Genomic DNA, 25,428 nt, shown 5'->3' with positions numbered 1-25,428 from the left:
AGCCGGTGCCGCGGTGTCGGTGCCGGGGCTCATTCCGGACCTCCTCGTCAGGAGCCGTTGCCGGCCCGCAGGGTGTCCAGGTCGGCCTTGACGGTGTCGACCGGGATGGCGAAGCCGAGGCCCACGCTGCCCGCCGCCGAGCTGCCCGATCCGCTCGCAGAACTGGGGGAGTACATCGCGGAGTTGATGCCGATGATCTCGCCGTTCATGTTGATGAGCGCACCGCCGGAGTTGCCGGGGTTGAGGGAGGCGTCGGTCTGGAGGGCCTTGTACGTGGTCTTGGACGTACCCGTGTCGCCGTTGAACTGCTGCCCGCCGAACTCGAACGGCCAGTTCCCGCCGCCCTGTTGCTGCTGCTGTTCCTGACCGGAACTGTCTTCGTCCTTGGCGACCGTGACATCGCGGTCCAGTGCCGAGACGATGCCGCTGGTGACCGTGCCGGTGAGGCCTTCGGGCGAGCCGATCGCCACGACCTGGTCGCCGACCTTCACCGCGGAGGAGTCGCCGAGGGAGGCGGTCTTCAGCCCGCTCGCGTCCTGGAGCTTGATGAGCGCCAGGTCCTTGTCGGCGTCGGTGCCGACGACGTCGGCGGTGTACGTCCTGCCGGTGCTGAGGGCCACCTTGATCTGCGAGGCCCCCGAGATCACGTGGTTGTTGGTGATGATCTCGCCGTCCGAGGTGATGACGACGCCGGAGCCGGTGGCGTCACCCGCCGAGGAGCTCGCGCTGATCTCGACGATCGCCGGTGACGCGGCCGCCGCCACGCCGGAGACGGTGCCCGCGCTGCCCTGCGAGACGTTGGTGCCGCTGACGACGCTGCCGGAGCCGGTGCTGCTCGTGCTGGTGTCCGCGAGCCCGCCGATGAGGGTCGCGGTGCCGCCGCCGATCGCCGCCGCGGCGATCGCCACGGCCGCGAGGAGGGCGAGGGGCCGCTTGACCCTGCGCTCCGGGGCCGGCGCCGGGTCCTGGGCCGGCTCCGGAGCGGGGGCGGGGGCGGGCCAGGCGTGGGGGCCGGGCTCCGTGGCGTTCTGCTGCGTGGGTTCGTACGCCGGCGGCGGCGGGTAGGCCGCCTCGCCGTTGCCGGACGAGGGATACGTCGGGTACGGGTACTCGCCGCTCGGGCGGTGGCTGTCGGTCATGTCTACGAGAGTGGACAGCGAACATGAGAGGGACCTGAGTACGTCCTGAGAAGCCCGGCAGAACCGTGTATGCCCCATATAAGGGGCGTGCGGCTACGGCGCCGCGACCGTCGGTTCCCCGCAGCCGCACGAGCGCCGCACCACGAGCGCCGACGGGAACTGCTTCAGACGCTCGCGCCGGGACCCCGAGACCCGCAGGGAGTCGTCGAGGACCAGGTCCACGGCCGCCCGTGCCATCGCGGGACGGTCCGAGAAGACGGTCGTCAGCGGCGGATCCGTCAGGCCCGCCTCCTTCACGTCGTCGAAGCCTGCGACCGCGAGCTCCCCGGGCACATCGATCCGGAGCTCGCGTGCGGCCCGCAGCACACCGATCGCCTGGTCGTCCGTCGAGCAGAAGATCGCCGGCGGCCTGTCCGGGCCCGCGAGCAGCTTCAGAGCCACCTGGTAGGCGTCGTAGCGGTTGTACGGGGCGTGGAAGAGCCGGCCGTCCGTGGACCGCCCCGACTCGTGCATCGCCCGGCGCCAGCCCTCGATGTGGTCGGCGACCGGGTCACCGACCACCGGGGTCGACTCCATGCCGCCGAGGCACGCCACATAGGCGTTTCCGTGCTCCAGGAGGTGGCGGGTGGCGAGCTGTGCGCCGCCGATGTCGTCCGTGACGACCGCGACGTCGTCGATCGCCTCGGGCCGCTCGTGCAGGAGGACGACGCGGGCGTCCCAGGCCTCTATCTCGGCCGCCGCCCGCTCGCTGGGGCCCTGGCTGACGAGGATCAGTCCGGAGACCCGCATGCCGAGGAAGGCGCGCAGATAGTGGACCTCGCGCTCGTCGCGGTAGTCGGAGTTGCCGACGAGCACCATTTTCCCGCGCTCGGCGGCGGCCTGTTCGACTGCGTGCGCCATCTCCGCGAAGAAGGGCTGGCGTGCGTCCGGCACGATCATGCCTATGAGGTCGGTCCGCCGCGAGGCCATGGCCTGGGCGACCCGGTCGGGCCGGTACCCCAGCTCCTTGATCGCGGCGAGTACCCGCTCGCGCGTGGCCGGGGCAACCGGCCTGGGTCCGTTGTTGATGACGTAGCTGACGACCGCGGTCGACGTCCCCGCCAGTCTCGCCACATCGTCCCGCGTCACCTTGGCCACGCGCGGCAGTCTACGCGGATCGACCTACCGCTTGGCAGGTCGGACCGGGGCTTCTTCCGTGATCCCGGCTTCCGTGGACTGCTCCGAACGGGTTACGTCGTCCTCCACCGGTTTCGCTGCCGCCTTCGCCTTGGCCTCCTCGGCGCCCCGTTCGACCTTCTCCGGTGCGACGAAGCGGTAGCCGACGTTGCGGACGGTGCCGATCAGCGCCTCGTGCTCGGGGCCGAGCTTGGCGCGCAGCCGCCGTACGTGGACGTCGACCGTGCGCGTACCTCCGAAGTAGTCGTAGCCCCAGACCTCCTGCAGCAGCTGGGCGCGGGTGAAGACCCGGCCCGGGTGCTGCGCGAGGTACTTGAGCAGTTCGAATTCCTTGAAGGTCAGGTCGAGGACCCGGCCCTTCAGCTTGGCGCTGTAGGTCGCCTCGTCGACGGACAGATCGCCGTTGCGGATCTCCATCGGGGAGTCGTCGGCGGTGATCTGCTGGCGGCCGGTGGCCAGCCGCAGCCGGGCCTCGACCTCCGCGGGGCCCGCGGTGTCCAGCAGGACGTCGTCGATGCCCCAGTCGGCGGTGACGGCCGCGAGGCCGCCCTCCGTCACGACGAGGATCAGCGGACAGCCGGGTCCGGTGGACCGCAGCAGCTGGCACAGCGAGCGCACCTGAGGGAGGTCTCGGCGGCCGTCGATGAGGATGACGTCGGCACCAGGGGTGTCGACGAGAGCGGGTCCCTCGGCGGGAGCGACCCGCACGCTGTGCAGCAGAAGGCCGAGGGCGGGGAGCACCTCCGTCGACGGTTGAAGGGCATTCGTCAGAAGCAGCAGTGAACTCATCGCCGCCCACCTGCCTGGGTCGTCGGTCGATCGTGCACGGTTCGCTCGCCCATTACGTCGGTCCTCCTCGTTCCCTGCGAGAGGGGCACTCCCGGGTGGACCCGGGGGAGTATGCGGCACTACTTCGTACTCCCGTACGACGATCGCCCTGCGGCGGCCGTCATGCGGTTTTTACGGTGCGGCCCCGAGCCCCGGGACCGCTGAGCTTGTTGAAACGTCTCCGTAACAACGCGCGGAAAGCACAAAAGGACCCGGGGGCAACTCTGCCCGGATCCTCTTCGCAGCAGAATAGCCCACATGAGTTCTGTGTCCGAGGGTCGATTCATGAGTTCTTTTGTTCCCTCGATCACGCCGACCGCCCGGCGCACGACATTGCTGACCGGTGACGGCGTCCGTATCGAGGCGGTGTACACGCCGTGTACGCGAGGTTCCGGGGCAGCCGTCGACGAGGGCTCCGCCGGTACGGCGATCGTCGTCGCGCACGGCTTCACCGGCTCCGTCGACCGGCCGGCCGTACGGCGCGCCGCCGAGGTGTTCGCCCAGCGTGCGGCTGTGATCACGTTCTCGTTCCGGGGGCACGGGAGGTCCGGCGGGCGGTCCACGGTGGGCGATCGCGAGGTGCTGGACCTGGCCGCCGCGGTGGCCTGGGCGAGGTCCCTGGGGCACGGGCGGATCGTTACGGTCGGCTTCTCGATGGGTGGTTCCGTGGTGCTTCGGCACGCTGCTCTGTATACGGCGCAGGACGTACCGGATCCGGTCCGGACGGGTTCCACGGCGGGAGCCGAACGAGTGGTCCGGCGCACTGGGGCGCACGCAGGGCGCACGGAAGCGCACGCGGACGCGGTGGTTTCCGTGAGCGCCCCCGCCCGCTGGTACTACCGGGGTACGGCTCCGATGCGGCGCCTGCACTGGGTGGTCACCCGCCCGGCCGGCAGGTTCGTCGGCCGCTACGGCTTCCGCACCCGGATCGACCGCAGGGACTGGGACCCGATCCCGCTCTCCCCGGTCGAGGCGGTCCCGCTGATCGCACCGGCCCCGCTGCTGATCGTGCACGGCGACCAGGACCCGTACTTCCCGCTCGACCACCCGCGGATGCTGGCCGAGGCCGCGCGGGGCACGGCGGAGCTGTGGCTGGAGCGCGGGATGGGGCACGCGGAGAACGCGGCGGACGAGAGCTTGCTCACCCGTATCGCCGACTGGACGGCGGCGGCGTGATTCATGATGGAGAGCTGACGCACGAGGAAAGGGGTGTCGCCATGGCAGCGGGGACGATCCGCTACTGGGCCGCGGCCAAGGCCGCCGCAGGAACCGCGGAGGAGCCGTACGCGGCGGCGACGCTGGCCGAGGCGCTCGACGGGGTGCGGGAGCGGCACCCGGGCGAGCTGACGCGGGTACTGCAGAGGTGCTCGTTCCTGATCGACGGAAACCCCGTCGGGACCCGTGGCCATGAGACCGTACGGCTTGCCGAGGGCGGCACGGTCGAGGTGCTCCCGCCGTTCGCAGGAGGGTGAACCGCAGACCATGAGCAACAGTGATCAGCAGTATCCGTACGGGCAGCAGCCCTCTCAGTACGGGCAGCAGGCGCCGTACGGTGACCAGGCGTCCTACGACGCCGCCCCCTACGACTCCCTGCCGTACGGCGTCGCTCCGGACGGCTCCGCGTGGCCGGCCGGTCAGGCGCCGCAGCAGCCCGTGGTTCCCCAGGAGCCGGTGAACCCGCAGGGCGGCGCGCCCGGACACACCGACCAGGGCGCGACCCAGACGTGGCAGGGCCAGACCTGGGACACCCAGTACCAGCCGACGATCCGGCCGGAGCAGCAGGCCGCGTACCAGGCGCCGCACGCCGACCCGTACCAGCAGCAGGCGGCCTACCGGCCGGCCGCGCAGCCCGTTCCGCAGCCGGCCCCGCAGTCCGGTTCGCAGTTCGCCTCGCAGAGCAGCACCTCGGGCTCGTACCCGCTGCCGCCCGAGGTCCCGTTCGTCCCCGAGGCCCCGGCCGACCCGACGGGCGCCCCTGTGCAGGGAGCCTCCGGCTACAGCTCGCCCACCACGCTGGGCAACAGCCGGGTCACCGACGCCCAGCGGGCCCGCGCCGAGGGGCGTTCGCCGATCATCGCGCCCGGGATGCAGCCCGCCGCCATCACGGCGGGCCTCGGCCTCCTGATCGCGCTCGGTGCCGCGATCGGGCCCTACGCCCTGCTCGTGCCGCTGGTCCTGCTCCAGGCCGTGACAGCCGCCGGCTGGTTCCGGCTCAACGGCATGTGGCCTGCCCGGCAGGGCATCGCGCTCGCGTTCGCCGGTGGGTTCGTCGCGGACGTCGTCCTGCTCGTGGCGGGCCGGGACAACGCCCCGGCGGCCATCCTCGGCACGCTCGGCGTGTGGGTGCTGCTCACCCTCGTACTCCAGCTGCGCAGTCATGCCGGGGCCGACGAGCGGATGTACGGCCTGACCGCCACCGTCGCCTCGGCCGCTCTCGCCGTCCTGGCCGCCGGGCATCTCGCGGCGGCCCCGGACGCGGTGACGGTGGGCGCGATCGCGGTCGCGGTGGCCGTGCTCGTGAGGGCCCTTCCGCTGCCGGGCCCGGCCTCGGTCGTCGTCGCGCTGCTCGTCGCGGCGGGCGCCGGAGCCGCTGTGGGCGGGCTGACCGGTATCGGCACGCAGGGCGCGTTCCTCGGGCTCGCGGCCGGCGGCTGTGCGCTCATCGGTCTGCGGGTGGCGAGCTACGACTACCCCTCGAAGTTCGTGCACATGACGGCCGGAGTGGCGCTGCCGCTCACCGCCGCGGCCCCCGCCGTCTATCTGATCGGCCGTGCGATCGCCTGATTCCGCTCATGTCCCCCCTCCCGTCCCCGGGCGGGGGGACCGGCCGGGCCCCTCGCTCGTCGATCACTCCGGGCGCGCCGCGCAGCGGCAGTAGGCTCACGGACACGAGGGATCCGGACGGTGGAGTGGGGGAGCAACAAGCATGCGCGCACTGCGAATACTGCTGATCATGGCTGTGGTGCTGGGTGGCATATTCGTCGCCCTGGACAGGGCGGCGGTGCACTTCGCGGAGTCCGAGGCCGCTGACCGGGTCTCGTTCGGCGGAGCGGAGACCGGTTCGACCGAGGTCGACATCAAGGGCTTCCCCTTCCTGACCCAGATCGCCGGATCGGAGCTCGACCAGGTCGACGTCAAGGTCAGCGGCGTACGGACCAGCGCGGGCGGGCGTTCCATACGGATCAGTGAGATCGAGGCCCAGCTGCACCAGGTGAAGCTCGGCGCCGGCTACACCAGTGCGACGGCCTCCAGGGCGACCGGGACGGCCGTCGTCTCGTACGAGGACCTCACCGAGGCGGCGGACAACGGTGTCACCGTCGCGTACGGCGGCAACGGCAAGGTGAAGGTCTCCGGCTCCGTCGAGATCCCGCTGCTGGGCCGTTCGGTCTCGCGCAGCGTCCTCTCCACCGTCACCCTCGTCGACGGCGACACCGTCAAGGTGCGCGCGGACGAGGTACCGGGTGAGGGCATCCCCGGTCTGGAGGAGCTGGTCCGCAGGAAGACCGACTTTCAGCGCGAGATCGGCGGTCTGCCTGCCGGGCTGAAGCTGGAGAAGATCGAGGTGGCCGAGGACGGCCTGAAGATCTCGGTGACGGGCTCGGACGTCGAACTCGCCGGGTGACGGCCCCACTTGGAACAGCGGCGGACAGCCGCGGGCGGGCGGGGTAGGGGGACCCCGGGCGGATGTGACGGCCGATCCAGATACTGAGACGGCCCCGTCCGACCCGTAGATGACTGTGCGGCCCGAACCGCCCGTACACCCGTCCGGCGCGCTGCTGATCGATACCTCGTCTCGCATCGCGGACGATCGTGTCTCATCATCCGACACGACGGTGACATCTCCGCCCGTACCTCCCTACGATCGGACACATGAAGCGACAGGCGGACCTCACGAAGCGGCGGGCAGTAGACCTGTGCCGCGTCGCCGCCATGCTCTGTCGCACTTTCTGAGCGGGACGTTCTCCCGTTTCGCCCGGCCCTTCGACGACGTCAGGGCCGAACCCCGTGCCTTCCCGTACGCGTCCGCTCCCAGCACCTGCGCGTACACCTCGCACTTCGCACACGCACCACCCCGCCGCAGACTGCCCCGGAGGAGAAACACATGAGCCGCGCAGACGTTCTGGTCGACGCCGATTGGGTCGAGGCCCACATCGACGACCCGCAGGTAGCCATCGTCGAGGTCGACGAGGACACCTCGGCGTACGAGAAGAACCACATCAAGAACGCGATCCGGATCGACTGGACGAAGGACCTCCAGGACCCGGTCCGCCGTGACTTCGTCGACCAGGCCGGCTTCGAGAAGCTCCTGTCCGAGAAGGGCATCGGGAACGACACCCTCGTCGTCCTCTACGGCGGCAACAACAACTGGTTCGCCTCGTACGCGTACTGGTACTTCAAGCTGTACGGCCACGAGAACGTCAAGCTGCTCGACGGCGGCCGCAAGAAGTGGGAGCTCGACTCCCGCGACCTGACCGACGCCGTCCCGACGCGCCCGGCCACCGAGTACAAGGCCAAGGCCCAGGACGAGTCGATCCGCGCCTACCGCGACGACGTCGTGAAGGCCATCGGCAGCCTGAACCTGGTCGACGTGCGGTCGCCCGACGAGTTCAGCGGCAAGCTGCTCGCCCCGGCGCACCTCCCGCAGGAGCAGTCGCAGCGCCCCGGCCACGTGCCGAGCGCCCGCAACATCCCGTGGTCGAAGAACGCCAACGACGACGGCACGTTCCGTTCGGACGACGAGCTCAAGGCGCTCTACGAGGACGAGCAGGTGGACCTGTCCAAGGACACCATCGCCTACTGCCGCATCGGTGAGCGCTCCGCGCTCACCTGGTTCGTGCTGCACGAGCTGCTCGGCCAGGAGAACGTCAAGAACTACGACGGTTCGTGGACCGAGTACGGCTCCCTCGTCGGTGTGCCGATCGAGCTCGGCGCCAACAAGTAAGTCCGCAGGACCTGATCAGCACCCGACCAGAAGGACAGAACACCATGTGTGGAGCACAGGCCGGTGGCCCCGACGCTTCGACGATCAAGCCGGGCGAGACGACCATCCAGGGCAGCGTGACCCGTGACGGCGAGCCCGTCACCGGCTATGTCCGTCTGCTGGACTCGACCGGTGAGTTCACCGCAGAGGTTCCGACCTCGGCGACCGGACAGTTCCGCTTCTACGCGGCCGAGGGCACGTGGACGCTCCGCGCCCTGGTCCCGGGCGGCACCGCCGACCGCACGGTCGTGGCGCAGACGGGTGGCCTCGCCGAGGTCGCCATCGCCGTGTAGTTCACGCTCACGACCGGCCGGAGGGCCGCACCCCAGGGGGTTGGACGCCACCTGAGCAGGGGTGCGGCCCTTCGCGCCGTCCGGGCTCCCGCCGGACGGCCGGATCCGTTCTACGCTGGAGGCATGTACGCCCGACGCCGTCGCGCCTACTTCCTGCTGATGGGCGGATGCCTCGTCCTCTTCGTCTCCGCCTGGGCCTTCGTGCGCCTCTGGTCCGTCCCCGCGGCGGTCGGCATGTGCGTGGTCGCCATGGTCATCCCGCCCGTCGCGGCCATGGTCGCCAACCGGCGGGGGCCGGATGACCGTTGGTGGGACGATCCCTCCGGTGATCCGAAGTCGGACGAGTGGTGGGACGAACTCGACAACAAGAAGCACCGCCCGTAGAGCCGCTCCGCGCCCCGCTCCCGGCGCGGACCGCTTCCGCGCGAGTCAGTGCTTCCGTACGAGGATCAGTAGACGAGGGCCTGCGTGCCGTCCGCCATGGCCTCCTGCACGAACACCTGGGCGCCCGCGATGCGTACGCCCTCCAGGACGTCCTTCTCCGTGATGTCGCGCCGGGCCGCGCACTGTGTGCAGAGCGTGATCCGGCCGCCGGCCATGATCGACTCGATCAGATCGGGCAGCGGCGCGGCGTGCGGCAGTTCGAACTCGGCGGCACGACCCGGCAGCGCGAACCAGGCGGATTCGCCGGTCAGCCAGAGCGAGACCTCGACCCCACTGGCGACGGCCACGGCCGCCACGGTGAAGGCCTGTGAGCAGCGCTCGGCTGAATCGGCCCCGGCGGTCACCTTGATCACGAGCTTCTTCGACATGTACCGAACTGTAATCGTCGGGCGGGCAACCTCCCCCGGGACCTGTGGGTCAGTTGTGTGCGCAGGTAATGGAACCTGCGCCTCAGGTCTCTATGGGGGGACCCTTTTGGAAGCGAACGACACCGTTCCCGCAGTGCCTGCCGAACCGGCAGTGCCTGCAGGACCCGCAGGGGCTGCCGAATGGGCATCCCCTGCAGCGCCCGCAGCACCCGCCCTGGCCGCCGTGCCCGCCGACGTCGCCGATCCTTTCGCCCCGCCCGCCGCGCCCGCCGCGCCCGCCGCGCCCGCCGCGCCCGCCGCGCCCGCCCTGTCCGTACGCGTACGCCCGCGCGGGCGTACGACCCTGCTGATCGCCGCGGCGGCGCTGCTGGGCATCGCGGGCGGCACGGCTGTCGGCTACGGCGTCCAGGCCGAGCGGCCCCCGACGGCGCTGCCCGCGCTGTCGCAGGCGGAGCTGGCCTACCCGGCGACGTCGCTGCCCGCGGACAAGGTCCCGGCCCCCCTGCCCGCCTCGCAGGACCGCCAGGTGCGGACGGACGGCGATCTGCGCAAGCTGATCATGAAGCGGCCGGCCGGCTGGAGCGACGACAAGGACACGGACTGGCTGATCGACGGCTGGGTGAGCGTGGACGATTACGCGCGGGACTACAAGAACGAGGACTCCCAGCTCGAGTACCTCCTGGAGTCCGACGTCCGCCGGATCGCGGCCGCCGCCTGGAAGAAGGGCGCGCACCGTCAGGCCAACGTGCGGCTCGTCCAGTTCCGCTCCGGGGAGTTCGCCGAGGCGTCGTCGTACGCCGACGGCCAGCGCTCGTACATGCCCTCGAAGGAGAACGGCGCCGGCAACGACGGCGACCCGGTCAAGGGCAGCGGAAGCGGCCGCTACTACGTGTACCCCGTCGACCGGGAGCCCGGCTACATGCCGTCCTACCGCGCCAGGGCTGTCATGCACCGCGGCGACATCATGATCGAGGTCAATATGTTCGACACCGAGCCGATCAGCAAGAGGGACATCCGGACGCTGGCCGAGCGACAGCTGGAGCTCCTGTGAACGACGTCCTCCCGCCCGCTGCCGGCGCGCCCGCCGCGCCCGCCGCGCCTCCGCTCCAGGACGCCCCTGCACGACCGGGGAAGGTCCGCAGGATCCTTCTCACCGCGCTTCCCGCCGTCCTGGTGATCGGTGCCGTCGGCGGCGCGGCCACGTACACGACGATCACGGTCGACGGCGCGGACCGGACCGTGGAGACGACCGTCTGGGACGTGGCCGATCACGGGCCCCTCAAGGACCCGGCAACCGACACCGGCCGGGGCCGGGCCGACACCGAACTCAGCAAGTTGATGCTGCCCGTTCCCGCCGGCTACCGGCTCGGACCCGATGTCGAGGATCTCGGCAACGACGGCGAGGTCAGCGGCAAGGAGGCCGCCGCCGCGATGAAGCAGTCCAACCGTGGGCTCGCGGGCAAGCAGCGCCGGGAGCTCGACAAGCGGGTGGACAAGCTCCGCGTGCAGGGCTTCGCCGCCCGTTCGTACGTGTCGGAGTCCAACGACCTGGTCGTGGACACCCAGATCATGCGGATGAAGGACAAGAAGGCCGTCCGGGATCTCTACACCTTCAAGAAGGGGCTCTTCGACGCCATCGGGATCTTCCGCGACGGGCCGAAGATCAAGGGGCAGACGCGCAAGGCCACGTGCTTCCTGATGCCCGTGGACAGCAAGGACAAGCTCGAGAACATGGTCTGCACGGCGTACGAGGGCGAGCTGGTCATCAGCGTCTCGGCGGCCGGCATCAAGCCCTTCGACAAGGCCGCCGTCGCCGAACTGCTGAAGGACCAGCTGGAGCACATCACCTCCCCGGGGGAGTACATATGACCGAGAAGACGGCGGAACCGACCGACGAGGCCGCCCCCGCCCCCGCCGCGGACCTCCCCCCGCTGCCCCCGCTGCCCCCGCCTCCGGTGCCGCAGGTCCCGCCCTCGCAGGACCTTCCGCAGCAGGCACCTCAGCAGGCACCTCAGCAGGACCTCGCGCAGCAGCCTCTCCCGCTCGCCCCGCCCCGGCCGCCGCGCCGGGTGCTGCGGGCCGTCGCGCGGTGGACCGCCGCCGTGCTGGTCCTCGGCGGTCTCGGCGCGGGCACGGCCGCGGGCATCACGTCGATGAAGCGCACCGACGTACCAGGACTGGCCACCGAGGGCGACGGGCGCTGGGACTACCCCCGCCTGACCCTGCCCGCGCTCCCGGCCGACGCGCCCCGCCCGTTCAGCGACGCCAACACCGCGGAGGTCCACCACGCCGACCTGCGGCGCCTCCTCCTGCCGGCCCCGGCCGGTGCGAAGGTGGACGAGAAGGCCGACGGCTGGGTCACCACCGCGCAGTACGTCTCCGAGTACCCGAAGGACGACCGGGCGGACCTCACCCAGCGGCTGGACGACTCCGCCCTGCGGCACATCGCGGCCCGCAGCTGGACCATGCCGGACGGCACGTCGTCCCGCGTCTACCTGCTCCAGTTCAACTCGGTCGCGTACTCCACCGAGTTCCAGGACGAGCTCTTCGGGAACGAGTCGTACCCGCAGCCGCTCGCCGGGCTCACCGAGGCCGCCACCGACGACGAATGGCCGGGTACGGGCGGGGTGGAGTACACCACGCCCCGCGTGTACTCCGAGGCGAAGCCGTACGGCGCGGAGCAGGTCCGCCACGCGTACGTCCTGGCCGGGGACACCGTCGCCCTCGTCGTCCACGCGCGAAAGGGCGCGGCGGGTACGGAGGCCGTTCCGTTCCACCAGACCGTGGCCCTGCAGAACCAGCTGCTGGGCTGACCGCGCCCGGGGGAAACCCCGGACCGCCGTGCCGGGCCCCCACCCATTAGGCTGGGGGCCCGGTCCTGTACCGCCGTCACGTCGTTAGTCCCGAGGAGCTCCCCGTGCTTGAGGCATTCTTCTCCGCCCTGCTGATCCTGGTCTGCGTCGGCGTGCTCGCCTTCTCCGTACTGACCGTGAAGAAGCTCTACCAGGGCCAGCGCTGACCCTCGCCGAACACCTGCCCGCACACCTCACAGATCGACTGAGCCGCTCATGATCGAGATTCCGTCCGACCTCCACCCGGACCTCGTGCCGCTGGCCTTCCTCCTCGGCAACTGGGCGGGTGCGGGCGTCTCCGACTTCCCCGGCGCCGAGAAGTGCAACTTCGGCCAGGAAGTCACCTTCAGCCACGACGGCCGGGACTTCCTCGAGTACGTCTCGCACTCCTGGGTGCTGGACGCCGACGGCAAGCAGGTCAGGCCGCTGGAGACCGAGTCCGGCTACTGGCGCGTCGACAAGGACCGCAAGGTCGAGATCGTCATGGTCCGCGACCAGGGCATCGTCGAGATCTGGTACGGCGAGCTGGCCAAGCAGAAGCCGCAGATCGACCTGGTCACCGACGCGGTGGCCCGCACCGCGGCCTCCGGCCCGTACAGCGGTGGCAAGCGGCTCTACGGCTATGTGAACAGTGACCTGATGTGGGTCGGCGAGAAGGCCACCCCGGATGTGGAGCTGCGGCCGTACATGTCGGCACACCTGAAGAAGGTCGTCACCCCGGAGGAGGTCGCCGAGATGGCGAGGGGCCTCGGGGACCTGCCGGACGACGGCATCGCCTTCTTCAAGTAGGAGCTGACCGGCTTTCCGGCACAGACGTGCCGGTGCCCGGCCCCGCCCTACACTGGGCCTGTGGTGAGCACCGACTGGAAGACCGATCTTCGGCAGCGTGGCTACCGGCTGACGCCGCAGCGTCAGCTCGTCCTGGAGGCGGTCGACCGGCTGGAGCACGCGACGCCCGACGACATCCTCTGCGAGGTGCGCAGGACCGCGTCGGGCGTGAACATCTCCACCGTCTACCGGACCCTGGAGCTCCTGGAGGAGCTCGGGCTCGTCAGCCACGCGCATCTGGGGCACGGGGCCCCGACGTACCACCTGGCCGACCGCCACCACCACATCCACCTGGTCTGCCGGGACTGTACGAACGTCATCGAGGCCGACGTCGACGTGGTCGCCGACTTCACCGCGAAGCTCCGCGGCGCGTTCGGCTTCGAGACCGACATGAAGCACTTCGCGATCTTCGGCCGGTGCGAGGACTGCGCGGCGAAGGCGGCGGACGGGGCGAACGGGGCGGAGGCCGGGTCCGAGGGGGCCGCTCCGGCGGAGGCACCCCGTAGCGAGCCGTAGCCGAGTCGTACGCTGGTCGCATGAAGAGCCCCTTGCTGTCCCTGCCCGGCGCCGTCCCCGCCGAAGGGCGCGACGAAGGTGTCGCCGCGCACTACGGTGACCTGTTCCGCGAGCAACGCGCGCTTGCCGACGGCCGCGGCCTCGTCGACCTCTCGCACCGGGGTGTCGTCACGGTCACCGGCGACGACCGGCTGACCTGGCTGCACCTGCTGCTCACCCAGCACGTCAGCGACCTGGCGCCGAACCAGGCGACCGAGGCGCTGATCCTCTCCGCCAACGGGCACATCGAGCACGCCCTCTACCTCGTCGACGACGGCACGACGGTGTGGATGCACGTCGAACCGGAGACGCAGGGCGAGCTGATCGCCTACCTGGAGTCGATGAAGTTCTTCTACCGGGTCGACGTCGCCGACCGCACCGAGGACTTCGCCGTCGTCCATCTGCCGGCCGGTTCCATCGCCGAGGTCCCGGACGGCGTCGCCGTACGGGAGACGCCGCACGGCCGTGACCTCTTCCTGCCGCGCGCCGACCTGGAGACGTACGCCGCCGGGAACGGCCCCGCCGTCGGCATCCTGGCGTACGAGGCGCTGCGCATCGAGTCGCACCGCCCGCGCCTCGGCTTCGAGACCGACCACCGGACCATCCCGCACGAGCTGGGCTGGATCGGCACCGCCGTGCACCTGCAGAAGGGCTGCTACCGGGGGCAGGAGACGGTCGCCCGTGTCCACAACCTGGGGAAGCCGCCGCGCCGCCTCGTCTTCCTGCACCTGGACGGCAGCGAGGTGTTCCTGCCCGGCCACGGAACGCCGGTCCGGCTGGCCGCCGACGGGGAGGAGGGCCGTCAGCTCGGCTTCATCACCACGTCGGCCCGCCATCACGAGCTGGGCCCGATCGCCCTGGCACTGGTGAAGCGGAACGTGGCCGTGGACGCGGAACTGATGGCGGGTGACACCGCCGCGGCCCAGGAGACGGTCGTCGAGCCGTAGACCCCCTACGCGCGGCTGTCCACCCGCGCTGCTACACGTCGATCAGGACGGTGAACGGGCCGTGGTTCGTGAGCGAGACACGCATGTCCGCCCCGAAACGGCCCGTCTCCACCTGGGCGCCGAGCGCGCGCAGCTGCGCCGCCACCTCGTCCACCAGCGGTTCGGCGACCTCGCCGGGGGCGGCGGCGTTCCAGGTGGGCCTGCGGCCCTTCCTCGCGTCCCCGTAGAGGGTGAACTGCGAAATGACCAAAAGTGGTGCATTCACGTCCGAGCAGGACTTCTCGCCCTCCAGGATCCGCAGAGTCCAGAGCTTGCGGGCGAGCTGCGCCGCCTTCTCCGCGGTGTCCCCGTGAGTGACCCCCACCAGCACACACAGTCCCTCGCCGACGATCTCACCGACGGTTCCCGTCCCCGACGGATCGTCGGAGGTCCCCGCGACGGCGACGCTCGCGCCGTCCACTCTCTGTATCACTGCACGCATACAGACCAACCTATCTTGGGCTGAACGGGTACAGAGCACCTGCGTGAGCACCGTGCGTAGTGGCACGATGCACGATGTCGGTGTGCCGACGCACCGGTCGAGGGGACGGAACATCATGACCACACAGGGAACCGGGCCATCACCCGGAGTCGTACCGACGTGTACTGCCGGTACCGTGTGCCCGCCCGTACAGCGGACCGGCGCGTCGCCCGGACAGGGCCCGTTGCCCGCGCAGCTGCCCGCGACGATGACCGGACCCGTGTCCGTACCGGGACAGACGGGGAGCGGCGGGGCCGGGGAAGGACTCGCCTCGGTGCGTCCGCAGCCCGAGTTCCGCGGACTGAGGCTGCCGGAACTGCGCACGCTCCGCCGTGACGCGCAACGCGACGAGGCGGACCTGAGTTACGTACGCCGTCTGGTCCAGGGCCGGATCGACATCCTGCGCGCCGAGCTCGCCGGCCGTTCCGGGCCGGAGTCGCCGGTGGTGGACCGGCTCTCGGAGATCCTCGCCGACACCCCGTCCGTCCACCGCTCCTCGGCGCGGCACGTCACCCTCACCACGCCGCGCAGCGACGAGTACCGGCAGCTGGCCGCGGACACACTCGCCGAGGTCGAGCTGTCCGACCTCGAAGCCCGGACGGACGAAGAGCTGCTCACCGCGATGGGACGGCTCGTCCGCTACGAACAGCAGGTCTCCCGGCGCCGGCACCGGCTCCAGCGCACCGTTGACGATTGCAGTGCGGAGATCGCCCGCAGGTACCGTGACGGAGAAGCACAAGTAGACGATCTGCTCGCCTGAAGCGACCCTTCCGGGGGCAGGTCCCGCCCCGCCCCCGGAAGGCCACCCGCCACCATGACCTCCATATCCCCCGCCGCGTCCCCCGCGCTCCCGGTCCTGGCCGAGGTCGTACGGTCCGGCTTCATCGAGGGCCACCACCGGGGATCGCTGGTCGTCCTGGCCGCCGACGGACGTGTCGAGTACGCGCTCGGAGACCCTGCGGCCCCGGTCTTCCCACGCTCCTCCAACAAGCCGATGCAGGCCGCCGCGATCCTGCGGGCCGGACTGGACCTGTCGGGGGAGCGGCTGGCACTGGCCGCCGCGAGCCACTCGGGGGAGGACTTCCACCTCGACCTCGTCCGCACGATGCTCGCCGAGCACGGACTGAAGCCGGACGACCTCCAGACCCCGCCGGACCTTCCGCTGGACCCGGTGGAGGCGGAGGCGTACCTCGCCGCCGGGCGGGTGCGGGAGCCGCTCACGATGAACTGCTCCGGCAAGCACGCGGCGATGCTCGCCGTCTGCGTACAGAACGGCTGGGACACCTCGACGTACCTCGACCCTGCGCATCCCCTGCAGCAGCTCGTCGGCCAGGTGGTCGCGGAAGCGGCGGGCGAGCCGGTCGCGGCGGTCGGCACGGACGGCTGCGGGGCCCCGCTGATGGCGATCGGCCTGGTGGGCCTGGCCCGCGCGTTCCGCACGTTCGTCCTGGCGGAGCCCGGCACCGCGGAGCGACGGGTCGCCGACGCGATGCGGGCGCACCCGGAGTTCGTCGCCGGCACGCGTCGCCCGGACACCTGGCTGATGCGCGAAGTGCCCGGAACCCTCTCGAAGATGGGCGCCGAGGCGGTCCAGGCGGTGGCGCTCCCGGACGGCAGGGCCATGGCCTTCAAGATCGACGACGGTTCGACGCGGGCGCTGGGCCCGGTGCTGGCCCGCGCGCTGGACATGCTCGGCGTCGACGCCCCGGTGGTGTCCCGCATCGGCAGGGCACCCCTTCTGGGCGGTGCCGCGGAGGTCGGCCGGATCCGCGCGGCGTTCTGAGGGGCGTTCTGAGGGGCGGCCCGTCGAGAGGGCCGAAATCCGCGCGACATTCCCGACACGGTCTGCCTAGCGTGGTGGGTATGAGCCCCGAACTCCGTACCGTCACCGCGTCCGAGTACCCCGACTGGCTGCGCGCCGTGAACAACGGGTTCCTGCGGCCGCTCGCGGACACGGAGCAGGAGGTCACGGAGCGTCTGGCGCACACCGATCTGTCCCGTGTCCGGGGCGTGTTCGACAACGGGCGCTGTGTGGCCACCTTCCTTTCCTTCGCCCAGGAGCTGACCGTCGTGGGCGGCGCCACGGTGCGGGCCGACGCGATCTCCGCCGTGACGGTGACGGCCACGCACCGCCGCCGCGGACTGCTCCGCCGGATGATGGCCGCCGACCTGGCGGCGGCGAAGGAGCGCGGCGACGTGGTCGCCTCGCTCATCGCGGCCGAGTACCCGATCTACGGGCGGTACGGCTTCGGACCGGCGACCTGGACCACCGAGTGGGAGATCGACGTCCCCCGGGCGGGCCTGGACCCGCACCGGCCCGCGCTCTCCGAGGCGGACGGCGGCAGCGTCGCGCTCGTCCACGGCGCGGACGTACGCAAGCTGGGCCCCGAGCTCCATGCCCGTCTGGCGGCCCGGCAGCCGGGCGTCATCAGCCGCGACGAACGCTGGTGGGAGCGGCACACCGGCGTCGGCGTACCGGCGCACGAAGCGTGGACGGAGCCGTTCTACGGGGTGTACCGCACGGCGGACGGCGAGGTCGACGGGCTGGTCGTCTACCGCGCCGGCACCGAATGGAGCGACTCGAAGCAGCCGCTCAACAAGGCCACCGTCTCCGGCCTGATCGCCGTGACCCCGGCGGCGGAACGCGCCCTGTGGAGCTACGTCTGCTCGATCGACTGGATCACCACGGTCCGCACCGGTCACCGCGCCCCCGACGACCTGCTCCCCCTGCTCCTCCCGGACCCCCGGGCGGCCCGCACCGTGACGCAGGCGGACTGGCTGTGGCTGCGTCTCCTGGACGTACCCAGGGCCCTGGAGGCCCGCACGTACGCGACCGAGGAGACGCTCGTCCTGGACGTGCACGACGGGACGGGGCCGGCGGGCGGCCGTTTCCTGCTGGACGTCTCCCCGTCCGGTGCCTCCTGCACCCCGACGACCCGGAGCGCCGACCTCGCTCTGGACGTACGGGACCTGGCGTCGCTGTACCTGGGCGACGAGTCGGCGCTGCGGCTCACCGCGCTGGGCAAGGTGGAGGAGAACCGGGCGGGGGCCGTGGCGACGGCGGAGACGGTGTTCCGTACGGCGCGGCGGCCGTGGTGCCCGGATGTGTTCTGAGGGGCGGTGGCTGTGCCGGACCTCAGGCCCGAACCGGTACCTGCTCCGAGGTGTGGCCGAGCAGGTCCATCAGGTGTTGGTGGCCGCGCAGCAGCTGTTCGCGGCGCAGGCCGCCCTCACGCGCCGGCAGGTCATGGATGCCTACGAGGAGTGGTTCGGGTCGCGCCCCGCCGTCACCGCGTCCGCACCCTGAACAGCACCCCCGAGAGCCCCACCGCCAGCACCAGGATCCCCGTCGCCCACGCGAGCGCGATCCACGGGGTGTTGCCCACCGGCTGGTTGAGCAGGAGGCCGCGCAGCGATTCGACGGCCGGGGTGATCGGCTGGTGGTCGGCGAAGCCGTGGAGCCAGCCGGGCATGCTGTCGACCGGGACGAACGCGCTGCTGGGGTACGGCAGGAACGACATGAAGAAGGTGAATCCGCCGGCCGCCTCCGGGGTTCTGGCGAGGAGGCCGATGGCCGCCGAGATCCAGGACAGCGCCGTGATGTAGGCGAGGAGCACGGCGGCGACGGCCGCCCAGCCGGCCGGGGTGGCCGCCGGGCGGAAACCGATCAGGACGGCGACGCCGAGGACGAGGGTGGTGGAGACCACATTGCGTACGGTGCTTGCCACGACGTGCCCCGCGAGCACCGGCGTGCCGCCGACGTCCAGGGAGCGGAAGCGGTCGATGATGCCGCCCTTCATGTCCTCGCTCACGGCGACCGCCGTGGTGGAGGCGCCGAATCCCGCGCACAGGAGCAGGACTCCGGGGACGACGTACATGACGTACGAGTCGTAGGCGGCGCCCGTGTCGATCGCGCCGCCGAAGAAGTAGACGAAGATCAGCATCAGCATGATCGGCAGCATCATCGAGGTGATGACGGCGTCGACGTTGCGGCGGCTGATGCGCAGGCTGCGGCCGGTCATGACCGCGGCGTGGGTCAGTACTCCGGGTGCGTCAGACATGGGCCGGTGCCTCCGTGGTCTGTGCGGTGAGGGCCAGGAACACGTCGTCGAGGGTCGCGCTGTGCACGGAGAAGCGGTCCACTTCCGTGCGGTGCGGGTCGATCTCGTCGAGCAGTGCGCGGACATGGGCTGCGGTGCCGTCGGTGGGCAGGCCCAGGGTCAGCGTCCCGGGGGAGTGGTGGACGGCGCCGGTGGCGAGCCGGAGGTAGGCCTCGTGGCTGGTGAGGACCACGTCGAGGCGGTGGCCGGAGGTGTGCGACTTCAGTGTGTCCGGGGTGCCTTCGGCGACGATCCGGCCCTTGTCCAGTACGGCGATGCGGTCGGCCAGCTTGTCGGCCTCCTCCAGGTACTGGGTGGTGAGCAGCACCGCGGCCCCCCGGCCCGCGAGGTCGCCGACGACCTGCCAGAGCTCCCGGCGGCTGCGCGGGTCGAGGCCCGTGGTGGGCTCGTCGAGGAAGAAGACGCCGGGCTCGGGCGAGCCGACCAGTCCCGCCGCGAGGTCGAGGCGGCGCCGCATGCCCCCGGAGTACGTGCGGGCGAGGCGGCGGGCGGCTTCGCTGAGGTCGAAGCGGACGAGGAGCTCCTCGGCCCGCTGCCTGGCCTGTTTGCGGGAGAGGCCTGCCAGTCTCGCCGTCATCCGCAGGTTCTCCTCGCCGGTCTGGGTCTCGTCGACGGAGGCGAACTGCCCGGTGAGGCTGATCGCGCGGCGCACGCGGCTCCGGTCGGCGACGACGTCGTACCCGGCGACGCGTGCCGTGCCGGAGTCGGCGGTGGTGAGGGTGGCGAGGATGCGTACGGCCGTGGTCTTGCCCGCGCCGTTGGGGCCGAGCAGTGCGAGGACGGAGGCGTGGGCGACCTGGAGGTCGATGCCGTCCAGGACGCGGACCCGGGCGGCCGGTCTTCCGTAGGACTTCGTGAGGCCGTGGGCCTCGATCATTGCGCCGGGCATGGGGGTCCACCCTTCTGCGTATGGCATACGCGTTACTGCGTAAGCATTACGCAAACTTAGGATGAAGGTCAAGGCAGGACTGGGAGAGGCGGCTTCGGGTGACGGAGAAGAACGGCGCATCGGGCGGCACGGGCCTCCCGGCCAGCATCGAGGCCGCCTGGGGTCTGCGGGACCGCCCGGTCAAGGGGCCGAAGCCCGGGCTGACCCTGGAGCGCATCGTCGCCGCGGCCGTGGCCGTGGCGGCCTCGGAAGGGCTCGCGGCCGTCTCGATGGGGCGGGTCGCCAAGGATCTCGGCGCGTCCACGATGTCGCTCTACCGGTACGTCTCCGCGAAGGAGGAGCTCTACCTCCTGATGCAGGAGGAGGCCATGGGCGAGCCCCCGCGGCTGCCCGCCCTGGAGGCGGGGGAGGGCTGGCGGGAGGCGATCGGTCAGTGGGCATGGGCCCAGCGGGAGATGTTCCACCGCAACCTGTGGGCGCTGCGCATGCCGATCTCGGGCCCGCCCGCCAGCCCGAACTCGGTGGCCTGGTGGGAGCAGGGCCTCCAGGCGCTGGAGAACAGCGGACTGGGCGAGGGCGACAAGATCTCCACCATCCTCCTCGTCTCCGGTTTCGTACGGAACGAGGCGCTGCTGATGAGCGATATCGCCGCGGCCGTCGCGGCGAAGGGCGTGCCCGCCGACGAGGTGATGGCGCGGTGGGAGCGGACCATGGGCCGGCTGGTCGATCCCGTACGGCATCCCGCGCTCGCCCGGCTGATGGGCAGCGGTGTCATGAGCGAGCCGGACGACCCCGACTACGAGTTCGTGTTCGGGCTCGCACGGCTGCTCGACGGGACCGAGGCCCTGATCCACCGGCAGCGCACCGAGGGCCAGGACATCAAGTCCGGTTGAGGTCCGGGGCGTACGCTTCATGGTCATGAGCGGAGAGAAGACCGGCCCGGTGGCGCTCGTGCCCACAGGTCTGCGCGAGCGCAAGAAGCAGCTGACCTGCGAGGCGGTCTCCGATGCCGCGATCGAGATGTTCCTGGAGCGGGGCTTCGGCAAGGTCTCCGTGGCCGAGGTGGCGGCTGCGGCCGACATCTCCAAGCCGACGCTGTTCCGGTACTTCCCGGCCAAGGAGGACCTGGTGCTGCACCGGTACGCCGAGCACGAGGACGAGGCGGCCCGGGTGGTATCCGGCCGGACCCCGGGCGAATCGCCCCTGGCCGCGCTGCGCCGCCACCACCTTGACGGTCTCGACCGGCGCGACCCGGTGACGGGGCTCTGCGACACCCCGGCGGTGCTGGCGTTCCACCGGCTGCTGTACGGCACCCCGTCCCTCGTCGCCCGGCTGCACGCGTACCGGGGGCGTTCCGAGAAGGCGCTCGCCCGCGCCCTGGGCAACGGGATGCCGGCGCGGCTCGCGGCGGGGCAGATCGTTGCCGTCCTGCGGATCCTCGCCGAGGCGAACTGGCGGCGGATCGACGCCGGAGAGAGCGCCGGGCAGGTGTACGGGGGCGCGGTGGCGGCGGCCGAGAACGCCTTCGTCCAGCTGAGGACGGGGCTGGAGCAGGTCAGCCGTTGACGGGGTGCCCCTCGTCGCTCACGCCTCCGCCGGGGTGAGAGCGAACCCGAACGGGCCGTGCAGATCCGCCGGTTCGCGGAAGAGCACTCCCGTCATCCCGAGGGCGACGGCCGCGTCGACGTTCTCCTGGCGGTCGTCCACCACGAGGCACCGGTCCGGTGGCACCCCCGCGCGTGCGGCGGCGATCCGGTAGATCTCCGGGTCGGGCTTCGCGACCCCCTCCACGGCGCTGCTGACGACGTGGTCGGCCAGGTCGCCGATCCCCAACGCGGCGAGGTCGTCCTCCAGTCGGAGGGTCGCGTTGGTGACCAGGACGAGCGGCACCCGGGCCCTGACCCGTCGCAGCATGGCCACGACCTCCTCGTCCGCCCGGAACGGCGCCCGGGCGAGCGCCCGGCCCAGCTCACGGGCCCGGGCCTCGTCCACCCGGCCGACGAGTCCGGACACGATGGCCTCGACCCACTCGTCCGGGGAGATCCGGCCCAGGAGCAGCGGGAGGTCGGTCGCCGGGGCGTACGCGATGTCCTCGGTGGTGCCTTCCGGGAGGCCCGCGGCCCGTTCCAGCGAGGCCAGGTGCGTCGTGTCGTAGAAGCGGATGACGTTGTCGAGGTCGCACAGCACCGCGTCACAGGGCCGGTCGGCCGGTTCCCGCGCAGCGGCGGCGAACGCGAGGATGTCGCGTACCGCATCGCCCAGTGCGGCGAAGCGCCGGTGCGGACCGGGCTGCGTGACCGGGGCGGCCGGGCCCGCCTGCGTGCTGCCGGCGGCCGGGGCGTTGACCGACCACACCGTCATCCCGGCCCGCAGGCCCGCCCGCACCCCGGACGGAGCGTCCTCGATCACCAGGCAGTCTTCGGGCCGGGCGCCGAGCCGCTCGGCCGCCAGCAGGTACGGCACCGGGGACGGCTTGCCCTCCCGCACCGACGCGGCGTCCACGATCACCTCGGGCACCGGCAGTCCCGTACGGGCGAACCGGCCGCGGACCCGGTGCTCGTAGTTGGACGTGACCAGGGCCCAGGAGCCGACGGGCAGGGCGGCCAGCAGTGCCGCGGCGCCGTCGAACGCGGTGTAGTCGCCGGTACGGACGTCCTCGTCCTCCAGTTCGTGCAGGAGGTCCAGGCAGACGCGCGGATCCCGGTCCGGGGCGACCTCGGCGAAGGTCTCCACGGGCCGCGTGCGCAGCGCCGTCCGGTAGACCTCGTCGGGGTCGAGGCCGTGCCGCAGCGCCCATGCGCTCCAGACCCCGCGCTGGTTGTCGAGCGCGTCGATCAGGGTGCCGTCGATATCGAACAGCACGTACTTTCCGGGCAGTTGCATGGCCGGTCTCATTCCGCCGCGGGGATGTCCAGGGCCGTTCCGTACAGGTGGGAGACCCGGAGGCGGATCACCACGCGGCGTTCCGCCACGGCCTGGGCCAGGAAGGCGGCCTCGTCCGCCGGGTCGTCGAAGCCCGGCGTCAGGGAGAGTAGTTCACGGCCGATCGCGTCACCGGCCATCACCGACTCCTGCGACACCTCCGCCTCGCCCTCGGCCACCGCGAACGACCAGTCGTCGCCGCCCCGGACGTGCAGCGAGGCGTGCGGATTCCGGCGCAGCATGCGCGCCTTCAGGCGGTCGGCGGTGGTGGAGACGCGTACCGTGCGGTCCTCGCTGTTCCAGCGGTACAGCACGGTCGACAGGTGCGGGTGCCCGGTGGCGCGGACGGCGGCGAGCACGCCGAACGGCTGCTCCTGCAGGATTCGGGAGAGCTCCTCGTCGGTGAGGACGCGGGGCGCGGGCCCGCTCTTCGGCTTCGGTGTCTCGACCGAGTTCATGGAATTCACCTTTCAGGGACGGGCGGCGGTGGAGGTGGGGCGCAGGACGAGGAGTGCGAGGGCGAAGGCGGCGACGAGCAGGCCCGTACCGACGGCGAAGGCCAGTTGGTAACCACTGGTCAGCGCGTCGGCCCTGCTGTGGCCTTCGGCCAGCAGCAGCTCACTTCGGCCCGCCGCGAGTGTGGACAGCACCGCCACGCCGACGGCCATGCCGATCTGCTGCGTGGTGTTGAAGACGCCCGAGGCGAGCCCGGCGTCGTCGTCCCCCGCGCCGGACATGCCGAGCGCCGTCAGTGCCGGGAGGGCGAGCCCGAAACCGGCGGCCAGGAGCATCACGGGGAGGAGATCGGTCACGTACTGCGCCTGTACGGGAACCCGGGTGAGGAGTCCGAGGGCGCCGATCAGCAGCAGAATCCCGGCCAGCAGGACGGCGCGTTCACCGAACCGGGCGTTCAGCCTCGCCGAGACGCCCAGCGATACGGCTCCGATGACGGCGGCGGCCGGAAGCATGGCGAGACCGGTCTCGGCGGCGCCGTAACCGAGCACGTTCTGCAGGAACAGCGCGACGAGGATCTGGAACGAGAAGAGGGCGGCCACCATGAGCACCTGGACCAGGTTGGCTCCGGCCACGCTGCGGGACCGGAAGATCCGCAGGGGCATGAGCGGCGTCCGGGCGGTGCCCTGGCGGACGACGAACCCGACGAGGAGTACGAGGGTGAGTGCGCCGAGGCCGAGCGTGGGCGCGGAGGTCCAGCCGTACTCCTCGACCTTGACCACGGTGTAGATACCGAGCATCAGACCTGCGGTGACGAGGGCCGCGCCCAGGACGTCGGCGCCGGCGGCGAGGCCGATGCCGCGGTCGGAGGGCAGGACGCGGCGGGCGATCAGGAGGGCCGCGACGCCGATCGGCAGGTTGATGAAGAAGATCCAGTTCCAGGCGAGCGCGTCGGTGAGACCGCCGCCGAGCACCTGCCCGATCGACGCTCCCGCCGCCCCGGTGAACGAGAACACGGCGATGGCCCTGGCGCGTTCCCGTTGTTCGGTGAACAGGGTCACGAGGATGCCGAGGCCGACGGCGGAGGCCATCGCGCTGCCGATCCCCTGCAGGAACCGGGCGGTGATCAGCATCCCGGGGGTCACTGCCGCGCCTGCCAGCAGGGAGGCCGCGGTGAAGACCACGGTCCCGGCGACGAACATGCGCTTGCGGCCGATCAGATCGCCGAGCCGGCCCGCCAGCAGGAGCAGGCTGCCGAACCCGATCAGATAGGCGTTGACCACCCAGCTGAGGCCGGCGGAGGTGAATCCGAGGTCGCGCTGGATGGCGGGCATCGCCACGGTCACGATCGAGCCGTCGAGGGTCATCATCAGCATCCCGGAGGCGATCACTCCGAGAGCCAGACGGCGGGTGCGGGTGGTGGGCCCGGCGGTATCGCACGGCGGAAGGGGCGCAGTGACATTCATCGGTCTTCTCCTGTCGGAACGGGTCGACAGGAGTGACCGTAGCAGATGGTTTTGTTGCAGACTATATTTAACGGCCCTACTGGGTGCGCCTAACTCTGGCCCTGGCGCGCGCGCCGGACCGGGCGGGGGTTCTCGACGGGGGTGGCCAGGTGCTCCTCGGCCAGCTGGTTCAGGGCGCGCAGCAGCGCGACGCGGTCGCTGTCGGGAAGGGTCGACAGGGCGTCCTTGTGCACCTGGTCGACGATCTGCTGGCTCCGCTCCGCGAGCCGGGCGCCTTCCTCGGTGACGGCGATGATCCTGGCCCGCCGGTCACGGCTGGACGGCCGCCGCTCGGCGAGCCCCGCGCTCTCCAGGGCGTCCACGGTCACCACCATCGTGGTCTTGTCCATGTCGCCGATCTCGGCGAGCTGGATCTGGGTGCGCTCCCCCTCCAGCGCGTGGACCAGGACGCAGTGCATCCGTGCCGTCAGCCCGATCTCGGCGAGGGCGGCGGCCATGCGGGTCCGCAGGACGTGGCTGGTGTGGTCGAGGAGGAAGGAGAGGTCGGGTGCGGTGCGGGCGGGCGTCATGGCGGTCATGTCAGCCAGCGTAACAATTCGTTCCGTGGTGGATCGTCCGGAAGAGACGCACTAGTCGTCCGGGGTCC

Annotated in this window: 31 protein-coding genes and 1 pseudogene; 20 read left to right on the top strand and 12 right to left on the bottom strand. The window is 71.3% G+C overall.

Features of this window, described 5'->3' with window-relative positions:
* Window positions 1-47 precede the first annotated feature (47 nt).
* From OG844_RS25475 to OG844_RS25465, 3 genes are all read right to left on the bottom strand, one after another.
* Window positions 48-1,139, bottom strand: coding sequence for a S1C family serine protease (locus OG844_RS25475; RefSeq protein ID WP_406393357.1), 1,092 nt, complete (start codon window positions 1,137-1,139; stop codon window positions 48-50).
* A gap of 93 nt (window positions 1,140-1,232) precedes the next feature.
* Window positions 1,233-2,276, bottom strand: a complete 1,044-nt coding sequence (locus OG844_RS25470; RefSeq protein ID WP_385489341.1) for a LacI family DNA-binding transcriptional regulator — start codon at window positions 2,274-2,276, stop codon at window positions 1,233-1,235.
* A 24-nt stretch (window positions 2,277-2,300) separates the two neighbouring features.
* The gene (locus OG844_RS25465) at window positions 2,301-3,104 is read right to left on the bottom strand and encodes a response regulator transcription factor (RefSeq protein WP_406393356.1); all 804 of its coding nucleotides are present in this window, start codon (window positions 3,102-3,104) and stop codon (window positions 2,301-2,303) included.
* A 297-nt stretch (window positions 3,105-3,401) separates the two neighbouring features.
* Here OG844_RS25465 and OG844_RS25460 point away from each other — a divergent pair, with 297 nt between their 5' ends.
* From OG844_RS25460 to OG844_RS25425, 8 genes are all read left to right on the top strand, one after another.
* Complete coding sequence (locus OG844_RS25460) at window positions 3,402-4,319, top strand: alpha/beta hydrolase (protein ID WP_406393355.1); 918 nt, start codon at window positions 3,402-3,404, stop codon at window positions 4,317-4,319.
* Between the two features lie 41 nt (window positions 4,320-4,360).
* The gene (locus tag OG844_RS25455; RefSeq protein WP_406393353.1) at window positions 4,361-4,615 is read left to right on the top strand and encodes a MoaD/ThiS family protein; all 255 of its coding nucleotides are present in this window, start codon (window positions 4,361-4,363) and stop codon (window positions 4,613-4,615) included.
* A 10-nt stretch (window positions 4,616-4,625) separates the two neighbouring features.
* Window positions 4,626-5,927, top strand: a complete 1,302-nt coding sequence (locus tag OG844_RS25450; protein WP_406393352.1) for a hypothetical protein — start codon at window positions 4,626-4,628, stop codon at window positions 5,925-5,927.
* Between the two features lie 142 nt (window positions 5,928-6,069).
* Window positions 6,070-6,765, top strand: a complete 696-nt coding sequence (locus OG844_RS25445) for a DUF2993 domain-containing protein (RefSeq protein ID WP_406393350.1) — start codon at window positions 6,070-6,072, stop codon at window positions 6,763-6,765.
* A 248-nt stretch (window positions 6,766-7,013) separates the two neighbouring features.
* Window positions 7,014-7,094, top strand: a complete 81-nt coding sequence (locus OG844_RS25440) for a putative leader peptide (protein WP_350310325.1) — start codon at window positions 7,014-7,016, stop codon at window positions 7,092-7,094.
* 151 nt (window positions 7,095-7,245) lie between these two features.
* Window positions 7,246-8,085, top strand: a complete 840-nt coding sequence (locus OG844_RS25435) for a sulfurtransferase (protein ID WP_383187402.1) — start codon at window positions 7,246-7,248, stop codon at window positions 8,083-8,085.
* 44 nt (window positions 8,086-8,129) lie between these two features.
* Window positions 8,130-8,417 carry a DUF1416 domain-containing protein gene (locus OG844_RS25430; RefSeq protein WP_014154938.1) on the top strand — a complete coding sequence of 96 codons (288 nt, stop codon included), beginning with the start codon at window positions 8,130-8,132 and terminating at the stop codon, window positions 8,415-8,417.
* A gap of 51 nt (window positions 8,418-8,468) precedes the next feature.
* On the top strand, window positions 8,469-8,801 hold the full coding sequence (locus OG844_RS25425) for a DUF3099 domain-containing protein (RefSeq protein ID WP_406396250.1): 333 nt from the start codon (window positions 8,469-8,471) through the stop codon (window positions 8,799-8,801).
* Window positions 8,802-8,866: 65 nt separating this feature from the next.
* On the opposite strand, the gene OG844_RS25420 is transcribed toward OG844_RS25425, so the two are convergent.
* Window positions 8,867-9,229: a DsrE family protein gene (locus OG844_RS25420; protein WP_351166661.1), complete on the bottom strand. Its 363-nt coding sequence runs from the start codon at window positions 9,227-9,229 to the stop codon at window positions 8,867-8,869.
* Between the two features lie 223 nt (window positions 9,230-9,452).
* Between OG844_RS25420 and OG844_RS25415 the strand changes: the two genes are divergently transcribed.
* The 6 genes from OG844_RS25415 to OG844_RS25390 all read left to right on the top strand — a co-directional run bounded on the left by OG844_RS25415 (window position 9,453) and on the right by OG844_RS25390 (window position 14,411).
* On the top strand, window positions 9,453-10,280 hold the full coding sequence (locus tag OG844_RS25415; RefSeq protein ID WP_406393348.1) for a hypothetical protein: 828 nt from the start codon (window positions 9,453-9,455) through the stop codon (window positions 10,278-10,280).
* Window positions 10,277-11,098: a hypothetical protein gene (locus OG844_RS25410; RefSeq protein WP_406393346.1), complete on the top strand. Its 822-nt coding sequence runs from the start codon at window positions 10,277-10,279 to the stop codon at window positions 11,096-11,098. Before OG844_RS25415 ends, OG844_RS25410 begins: the two co-directional genes overlap by 4 nt.
* Window positions 11,095-12,042 carry a hypothetical protein gene (locus OG844_RS25405; RefSeq protein ID WP_406393344.1) on the top strand — a complete coding sequence of 316 codons (948 nt, stop codon included), beginning with the start codon at window positions 11,095-11,097 and terminating at the stop codon, window positions 12,040-12,042. Before OG844_RS25410 ends, OG844_RS25405 begins: the two co-directional genes overlap by 4 nt.
* Before the next feature lie 255 nt (window positions 12,043-12,297).
* Window positions 12,298-12,870: an FABP family protein gene (locus tag OG844_RS25400; RefSeq protein ID WP_384614147.1), complete on the top strand. Its 573-nt coding sequence runs from the start codon at window positions 12,298-12,300 to the stop codon at window positions 12,868-12,870.
* A gap of 60 nt (window positions 12,871-12,930) precedes the next feature.
* Entirely contained in the window at window positions 12,931-13,425 is a 495-nt protein-coding gene (locus OG844_RS25395; RefSeq protein WP_406393343.1) for a Fur family transcriptional regulator, read from the top strand.
* A gap of 20 nt (window positions 13,426-13,445) precedes the next feature.
* Entirely contained in the window at window positions 13,446-14,411 is a 966-nt protein-coding gene (locus OG844_RS25390; protein WP_406393341.1) for a YgfZ/GcvT domain-containing protein, read from the top strand.
* Window positions 14,412-14,442: 31 nt separating this feature from the next.
* On the opposite strand, the gene dtd is transcribed toward OG844_RS25390, so the two are convergent.
* Window positions 14,443-14,892 (bottom strand): D-aminoacyl-tRNA deacylase, encoded by a 450-nt coding sequence (dtd, locus tag OG844_RS25385; protein WP_406393339.1) that lies wholly within the window; start codon window positions 14,890-14,892, stop codon window positions 14,443-14,445.
* 115 nt (window positions 14,893-15,007) lie between these two features.
* Between dtd and OG844_RS25380 the strand changes: the two genes are divergently transcribed.
* From OG844_RS25380 to OG844_RS25365, 4 genes are all read left to right on the top strand, one after another.
* Window positions 15,008-15,691: an ABC transporter substrate-binding protein gene (locus tag OG844_RS25380; protein WP_406393337.1), complete on the top strand. Its 684-nt coding sequence runs from the start codon at window positions 15,008-15,010 to the stop codon at window positions 15,689-15,691.
* Window positions 15,692-15,745: 54 nt separating this feature from the next.
* Window positions 15,746-16,714 (top strand): asparaginase, encoded by a 969-nt coding sequence (locus OG844_RS25375; protein WP_406393335.1) that lies wholly within the window; start codon window positions 15,746-15,748, stop codon window positions 16,712-16,714.
* Between the two features lie 80 nt (window positions 16,715-16,794).
* Window positions 16,795-18,045, top strand: a complete 1,251-nt coding sequence (locus OG844_RS25370) for a GNAT family N-acetyltransferase (RefSeq protein ID WP_406393334.1) — start codon at window positions 16,795-16,797, stop codon at window positions 18,043-18,045.
* 52 nt (window positions 18,046-18,097) lie between these two features.
* Window positions 18,098-18,238, top strand: a complete 141-nt coding sequence (locus OG844_RS25365; protein ID WP_406393333.1) for a hypothetical protein — start codon at window positions 18,098-18,100, stop codon at window positions 18,236-18,238.
* Here OG844_RS25365 and OG844_RS25360 read toward each other — a convergent pair.
* Together OG844_RS25360 and OG844_RS25355 are read right to left on the bottom strand one after the other, a co-directional pair.
* Window positions 18,219-18,992 (bottom strand): ABC transporter permease, encoded by a 774-nt coding sequence (locus tag OG844_RS25360; RefSeq protein ID WP_406393331.1) that lies wholly within the window; start codon window positions 18,990-18,992, stop codon window positions 18,219-18,221. The genes OG844_RS25365 and OG844_RS25360 overlap by 20 nt on opposite strands.
* A complete protein-coding gene (locus OG844_RS25355) occupies window positions 18,985-19,941 on the bottom strand; it encodes an ATP-binding cassette domain-containing protein (RefSeq protein ID WP_406393329.1) in 957 nt (318 codons plus the stop codon). Before OG844_RS25355 ends, OG844_RS25360 begins: the two co-directional genes overlap by 8 nt.
* 98 nt (window positions 19,942-20,039) lie before the next feature.
* On the opposite strand from OG844_RS25355, the gene OG844_RS25350 reads away from it, so the two are divergent.
* Together OG844_RS25350 and OG844_RS25345 are read left to right on the top strand one after the other, a co-directional pair.
* Entirely contained in the window at window positions 20,040-20,834 is a 795-nt protein-coding gene (locus tag OG844_RS25350) for a TetR/AcrR family transcriptional regulator (RefSeq protein ID WP_406393327.1), read from the top strand.
* A 19-nt stretch (window positions 20,835-20,853) separates the two neighbouring features.
* Window positions 20,854-21,507, top strand: coding sequence for a TetR/AcrR family transcriptional regulator (locus OG844_RS25345; protein ID WP_406393326.1), 654 nt, complete (start codon window positions 20,854-20,856; stop codon window positions 21,505-21,507).
* Window positions 21,508-21,525: 18 nt separating this feature from the next.
* On the opposite strand, the gene OG844_RS25340 is transcribed toward OG844_RS25345, so the two are convergent.
* From OG844_RS25340 to OG844_RS25320, 5 genes and pseudogenes are all read right to left on the bottom strand, one after another.
* Window positions 21,526-22,128: an HAD family hydrolase gene (locus OG844_RS25340; protein ID WP_406396248.1), complete on the bottom strand. Its 603-nt coding sequence runs from the start codon at window positions 22,126-22,128 to the stop codon at window positions 21,526-21,528.
* A gap of 36 nt (window positions 22,129-22,164) precedes the next feature.
* Window positions 22,165-22,836: pseudogene (locus tag OG844_RS25335) on the bottom strand (HAD-IA family hydrolase); the annotation flags it as partial.
* Complete coding sequence (locus tag OG844_RS25330; RefSeq protein WP_406393324.1) at window positions 22,833-23,321, bottom strand: TIGR03618 family F420-dependent PPOX class oxidoreductase; 489 nt, start codon at window positions 23,319-23,321, stop codon at window positions 22,833-22,835. The gene OG844_RS25330 and the pseudogene OG844_RS25335, both read right to left, overlap by 4 nt.
* 12 nt (window positions 23,322-23,333) lie before the next feature.
* On the bottom strand, window positions 23,334-24,782 hold the full coding sequence (locus tag OG844_RS25325) for an MFS transporter (RefSeq protein ID WP_406393323.1): 1,449 nt from the start codon (window positions 24,780-24,782) through the stop codon (window positions 23,334-23,336).
* An 89-nt stretch (window positions 24,783-24,871) separates the two neighbouring features.
* A complete protein-coding gene (locus OG844_RS25320; protein ID WP_406393322.1) occupies window positions 24,872-25,360 on the bottom strand; it encodes a MarR family winged helix-turn-helix transcriptional regulator in 489 nt (162 codons plus the stop codon).
* Window positions 25,361-25,428: the final 68 nt, after the last annotated feature.

This window comes from Streptomyces sp. NBC_00887 (assembly GCF_045207585.1).
The sequence above is the reverse complement of the archived record's forward strand: the minus strand, read 5'-3'. Positions and strand labels throughout refer to the sequence as shown.

What these genes read in the sequence shown, in the direction of transcription:
- OG844_RS25475 (WP_406393357.1), bottom strand. Translation starts at nt 1,139, where the DNA reads ATGACCGACAGCCACCGCCCGAGCGGCGAGTACCCGTACCCGACGTAT.
- OG844_RS25465 (WP_406393356.1), bottom strand. Translation starts at nt 3,104, where the DNA reads ATGAGTTCACTGCTGCTTCTGACGAATGCCCTTCAACCGTCGACGGAG.
- OG844_RS25460 (WP_406393355.1), top strand. Translation starts at nt 3,402, where the DNA reads ATGAGTTCTGTGTCCGAGGGTCGATTCATGAGTTCTTTTGTTCCCTCG.
- OG844_RS25455 (WP_406393353.1), top strand. Translation starts at nt 4,361, where the DNA reads ATGGCAGCGGGGACGATCCGCTACTGGGCCGCGGCCAAGGCCGCCGCA.
- OG844_RS25450 (WP_406393352.1), top strand. Translation starts at nt 4,626, where the DNA reads ATGAGCAACAGTGATCAGCAGTATCCGTACGGGCAGCAGCCCTCTCAG.
- OG844_RS25445 (WP_406393350.1), top strand. Translation starts at nt 6,070, where the DNA reads ATGCGCGCACTGCGAATACTGCTGATCATGGCTGTGGTGCTGGGTGGC.
- OG844_RS25440 (WP_350310325.1), top strand. Translation starts at nt 7,014, where the DNA reads ATGAAGCGACAGGCGGACCTCACGAAGCGGCGGGCAGTAGACCTGTGC.
- OG844_RS25435 (WP_383187402.1), top strand. Translation starts at nt 7,246, where the DNA reads ATGAGCCGCGCAGACGTTCTGGTCGACGCCGATTGGGTCGAGGCCCAC.
- OG844_RS25430 (WP_014154938.1), top strand. Translation starts at nt 8,130, where the DNA reads ATGTGTGGAGCACAGGCCGGTGGCCCCGACGCTTCGACGATCAAGCCG.
- OG844_RS25420 (WP_351166661.1), bottom strand. Translation starts at nt 9,229, where the DNA reads ATGTCGAAGAAGCTCGTGATCAAGGTGACCGCCGGGGCCGATTCAGCC.
- OG844_RS25405 (WP_406393344.1), top strand. Translation starts at nt 11,095, where the DNA reads ATGACCGAGAAGACGGCGGAACCGACCGACGAGGCCGCCCCCGCCCCC.
- OG844_RS25400 (WP_384614147.1), top strand. Translation starts at nt 12,298, where the DNA reads ATGATCGAGATTCCGTCCGACCTCCACCCGGACCTCGTGCCGCTGGCC.
- OG844_RS25390 (WP_406393341.1), top strand. Translation starts at nt 13,446, where the DNA reads ATGAAGAGCCCCTTGCTGTCCCTGCCCGGCGCCGTCCCCGCCGAAGGG.
- dtd (WP_406393339.1), bottom strand. Translation starts at nt 14,892, where the DNA reads ATGCGTGCAGTGATACAGAGAGTGGACGGCGCGAGCGTCGCCGTCGCG.
- OG844_RS25380 (WP_406393337.1), top strand. Translation starts at nt 15,008, where the DNA reads ATGACCACACAGGGAACCGGGCCATCACCCGGAGTCGTACCGACGTGT.
- OG844_RS25375 (WP_406393335.1), top strand. Translation starts at nt 15,746, where the DNA reads ATGACCTCCATATCCCCCGCCGCGTCCCCCGCGCTCCCGGTCCTGGCC.
- OG844_RS25370 (WP_406393334.1), top strand. Translation starts at nt 16,795, where the DNA reads ATGAGCCCCGAACTCCGTACCGTCACCGCGTCCGAGTACCCCGACTGG.
- OG844_RS25360 (WP_406393331.1), bottom strand. Translation starts at nt 18,992, where the DNA reads ATGTCTGACGCACCCGGAGTACTGACCCACGCCGCGGTCATGACCGGC.
- OG844_RS25355 (WP_406393329.1), bottom strand. Translation starts at nt 19,941, where the DNA reads ATGCCCGGCGCAATGATCGAGGCCCACGGCCTCACGAAGTCCTACGGA.
- OG844_RS25345 (WP_406393326.1), top strand. Translation starts at nt 20,854, where the DNA reads ATGGTCATGAGCGGAGAGAAGACCGGCCCGGTGGCGCTCGTGCCCACA.
- OG844_RS25330 (WP_406393324.1), bottom strand. Translation starts at nt 23,321, where the DNA reads ATGAACTCGGTCGAGACACCGAAGCCGAAGAGCGGGCCCGCGCCCCGC.
- OG844_RS25325 (WP_406393323.1), bottom strand. Translation starts at nt 24,782, where the DNA reads ATGAATGTCACTGCGCCCCTTCCGCCGTGCGATACCGCCGGGCCCACC.
- OG844_RS25320 (WP_406393322.1), bottom strand. Translation starts at nt 25,360, where the DNA reads ATGACCGCCATGACGCCCGCCCGCACCGCACCCGACCTCTCCTTCCTC.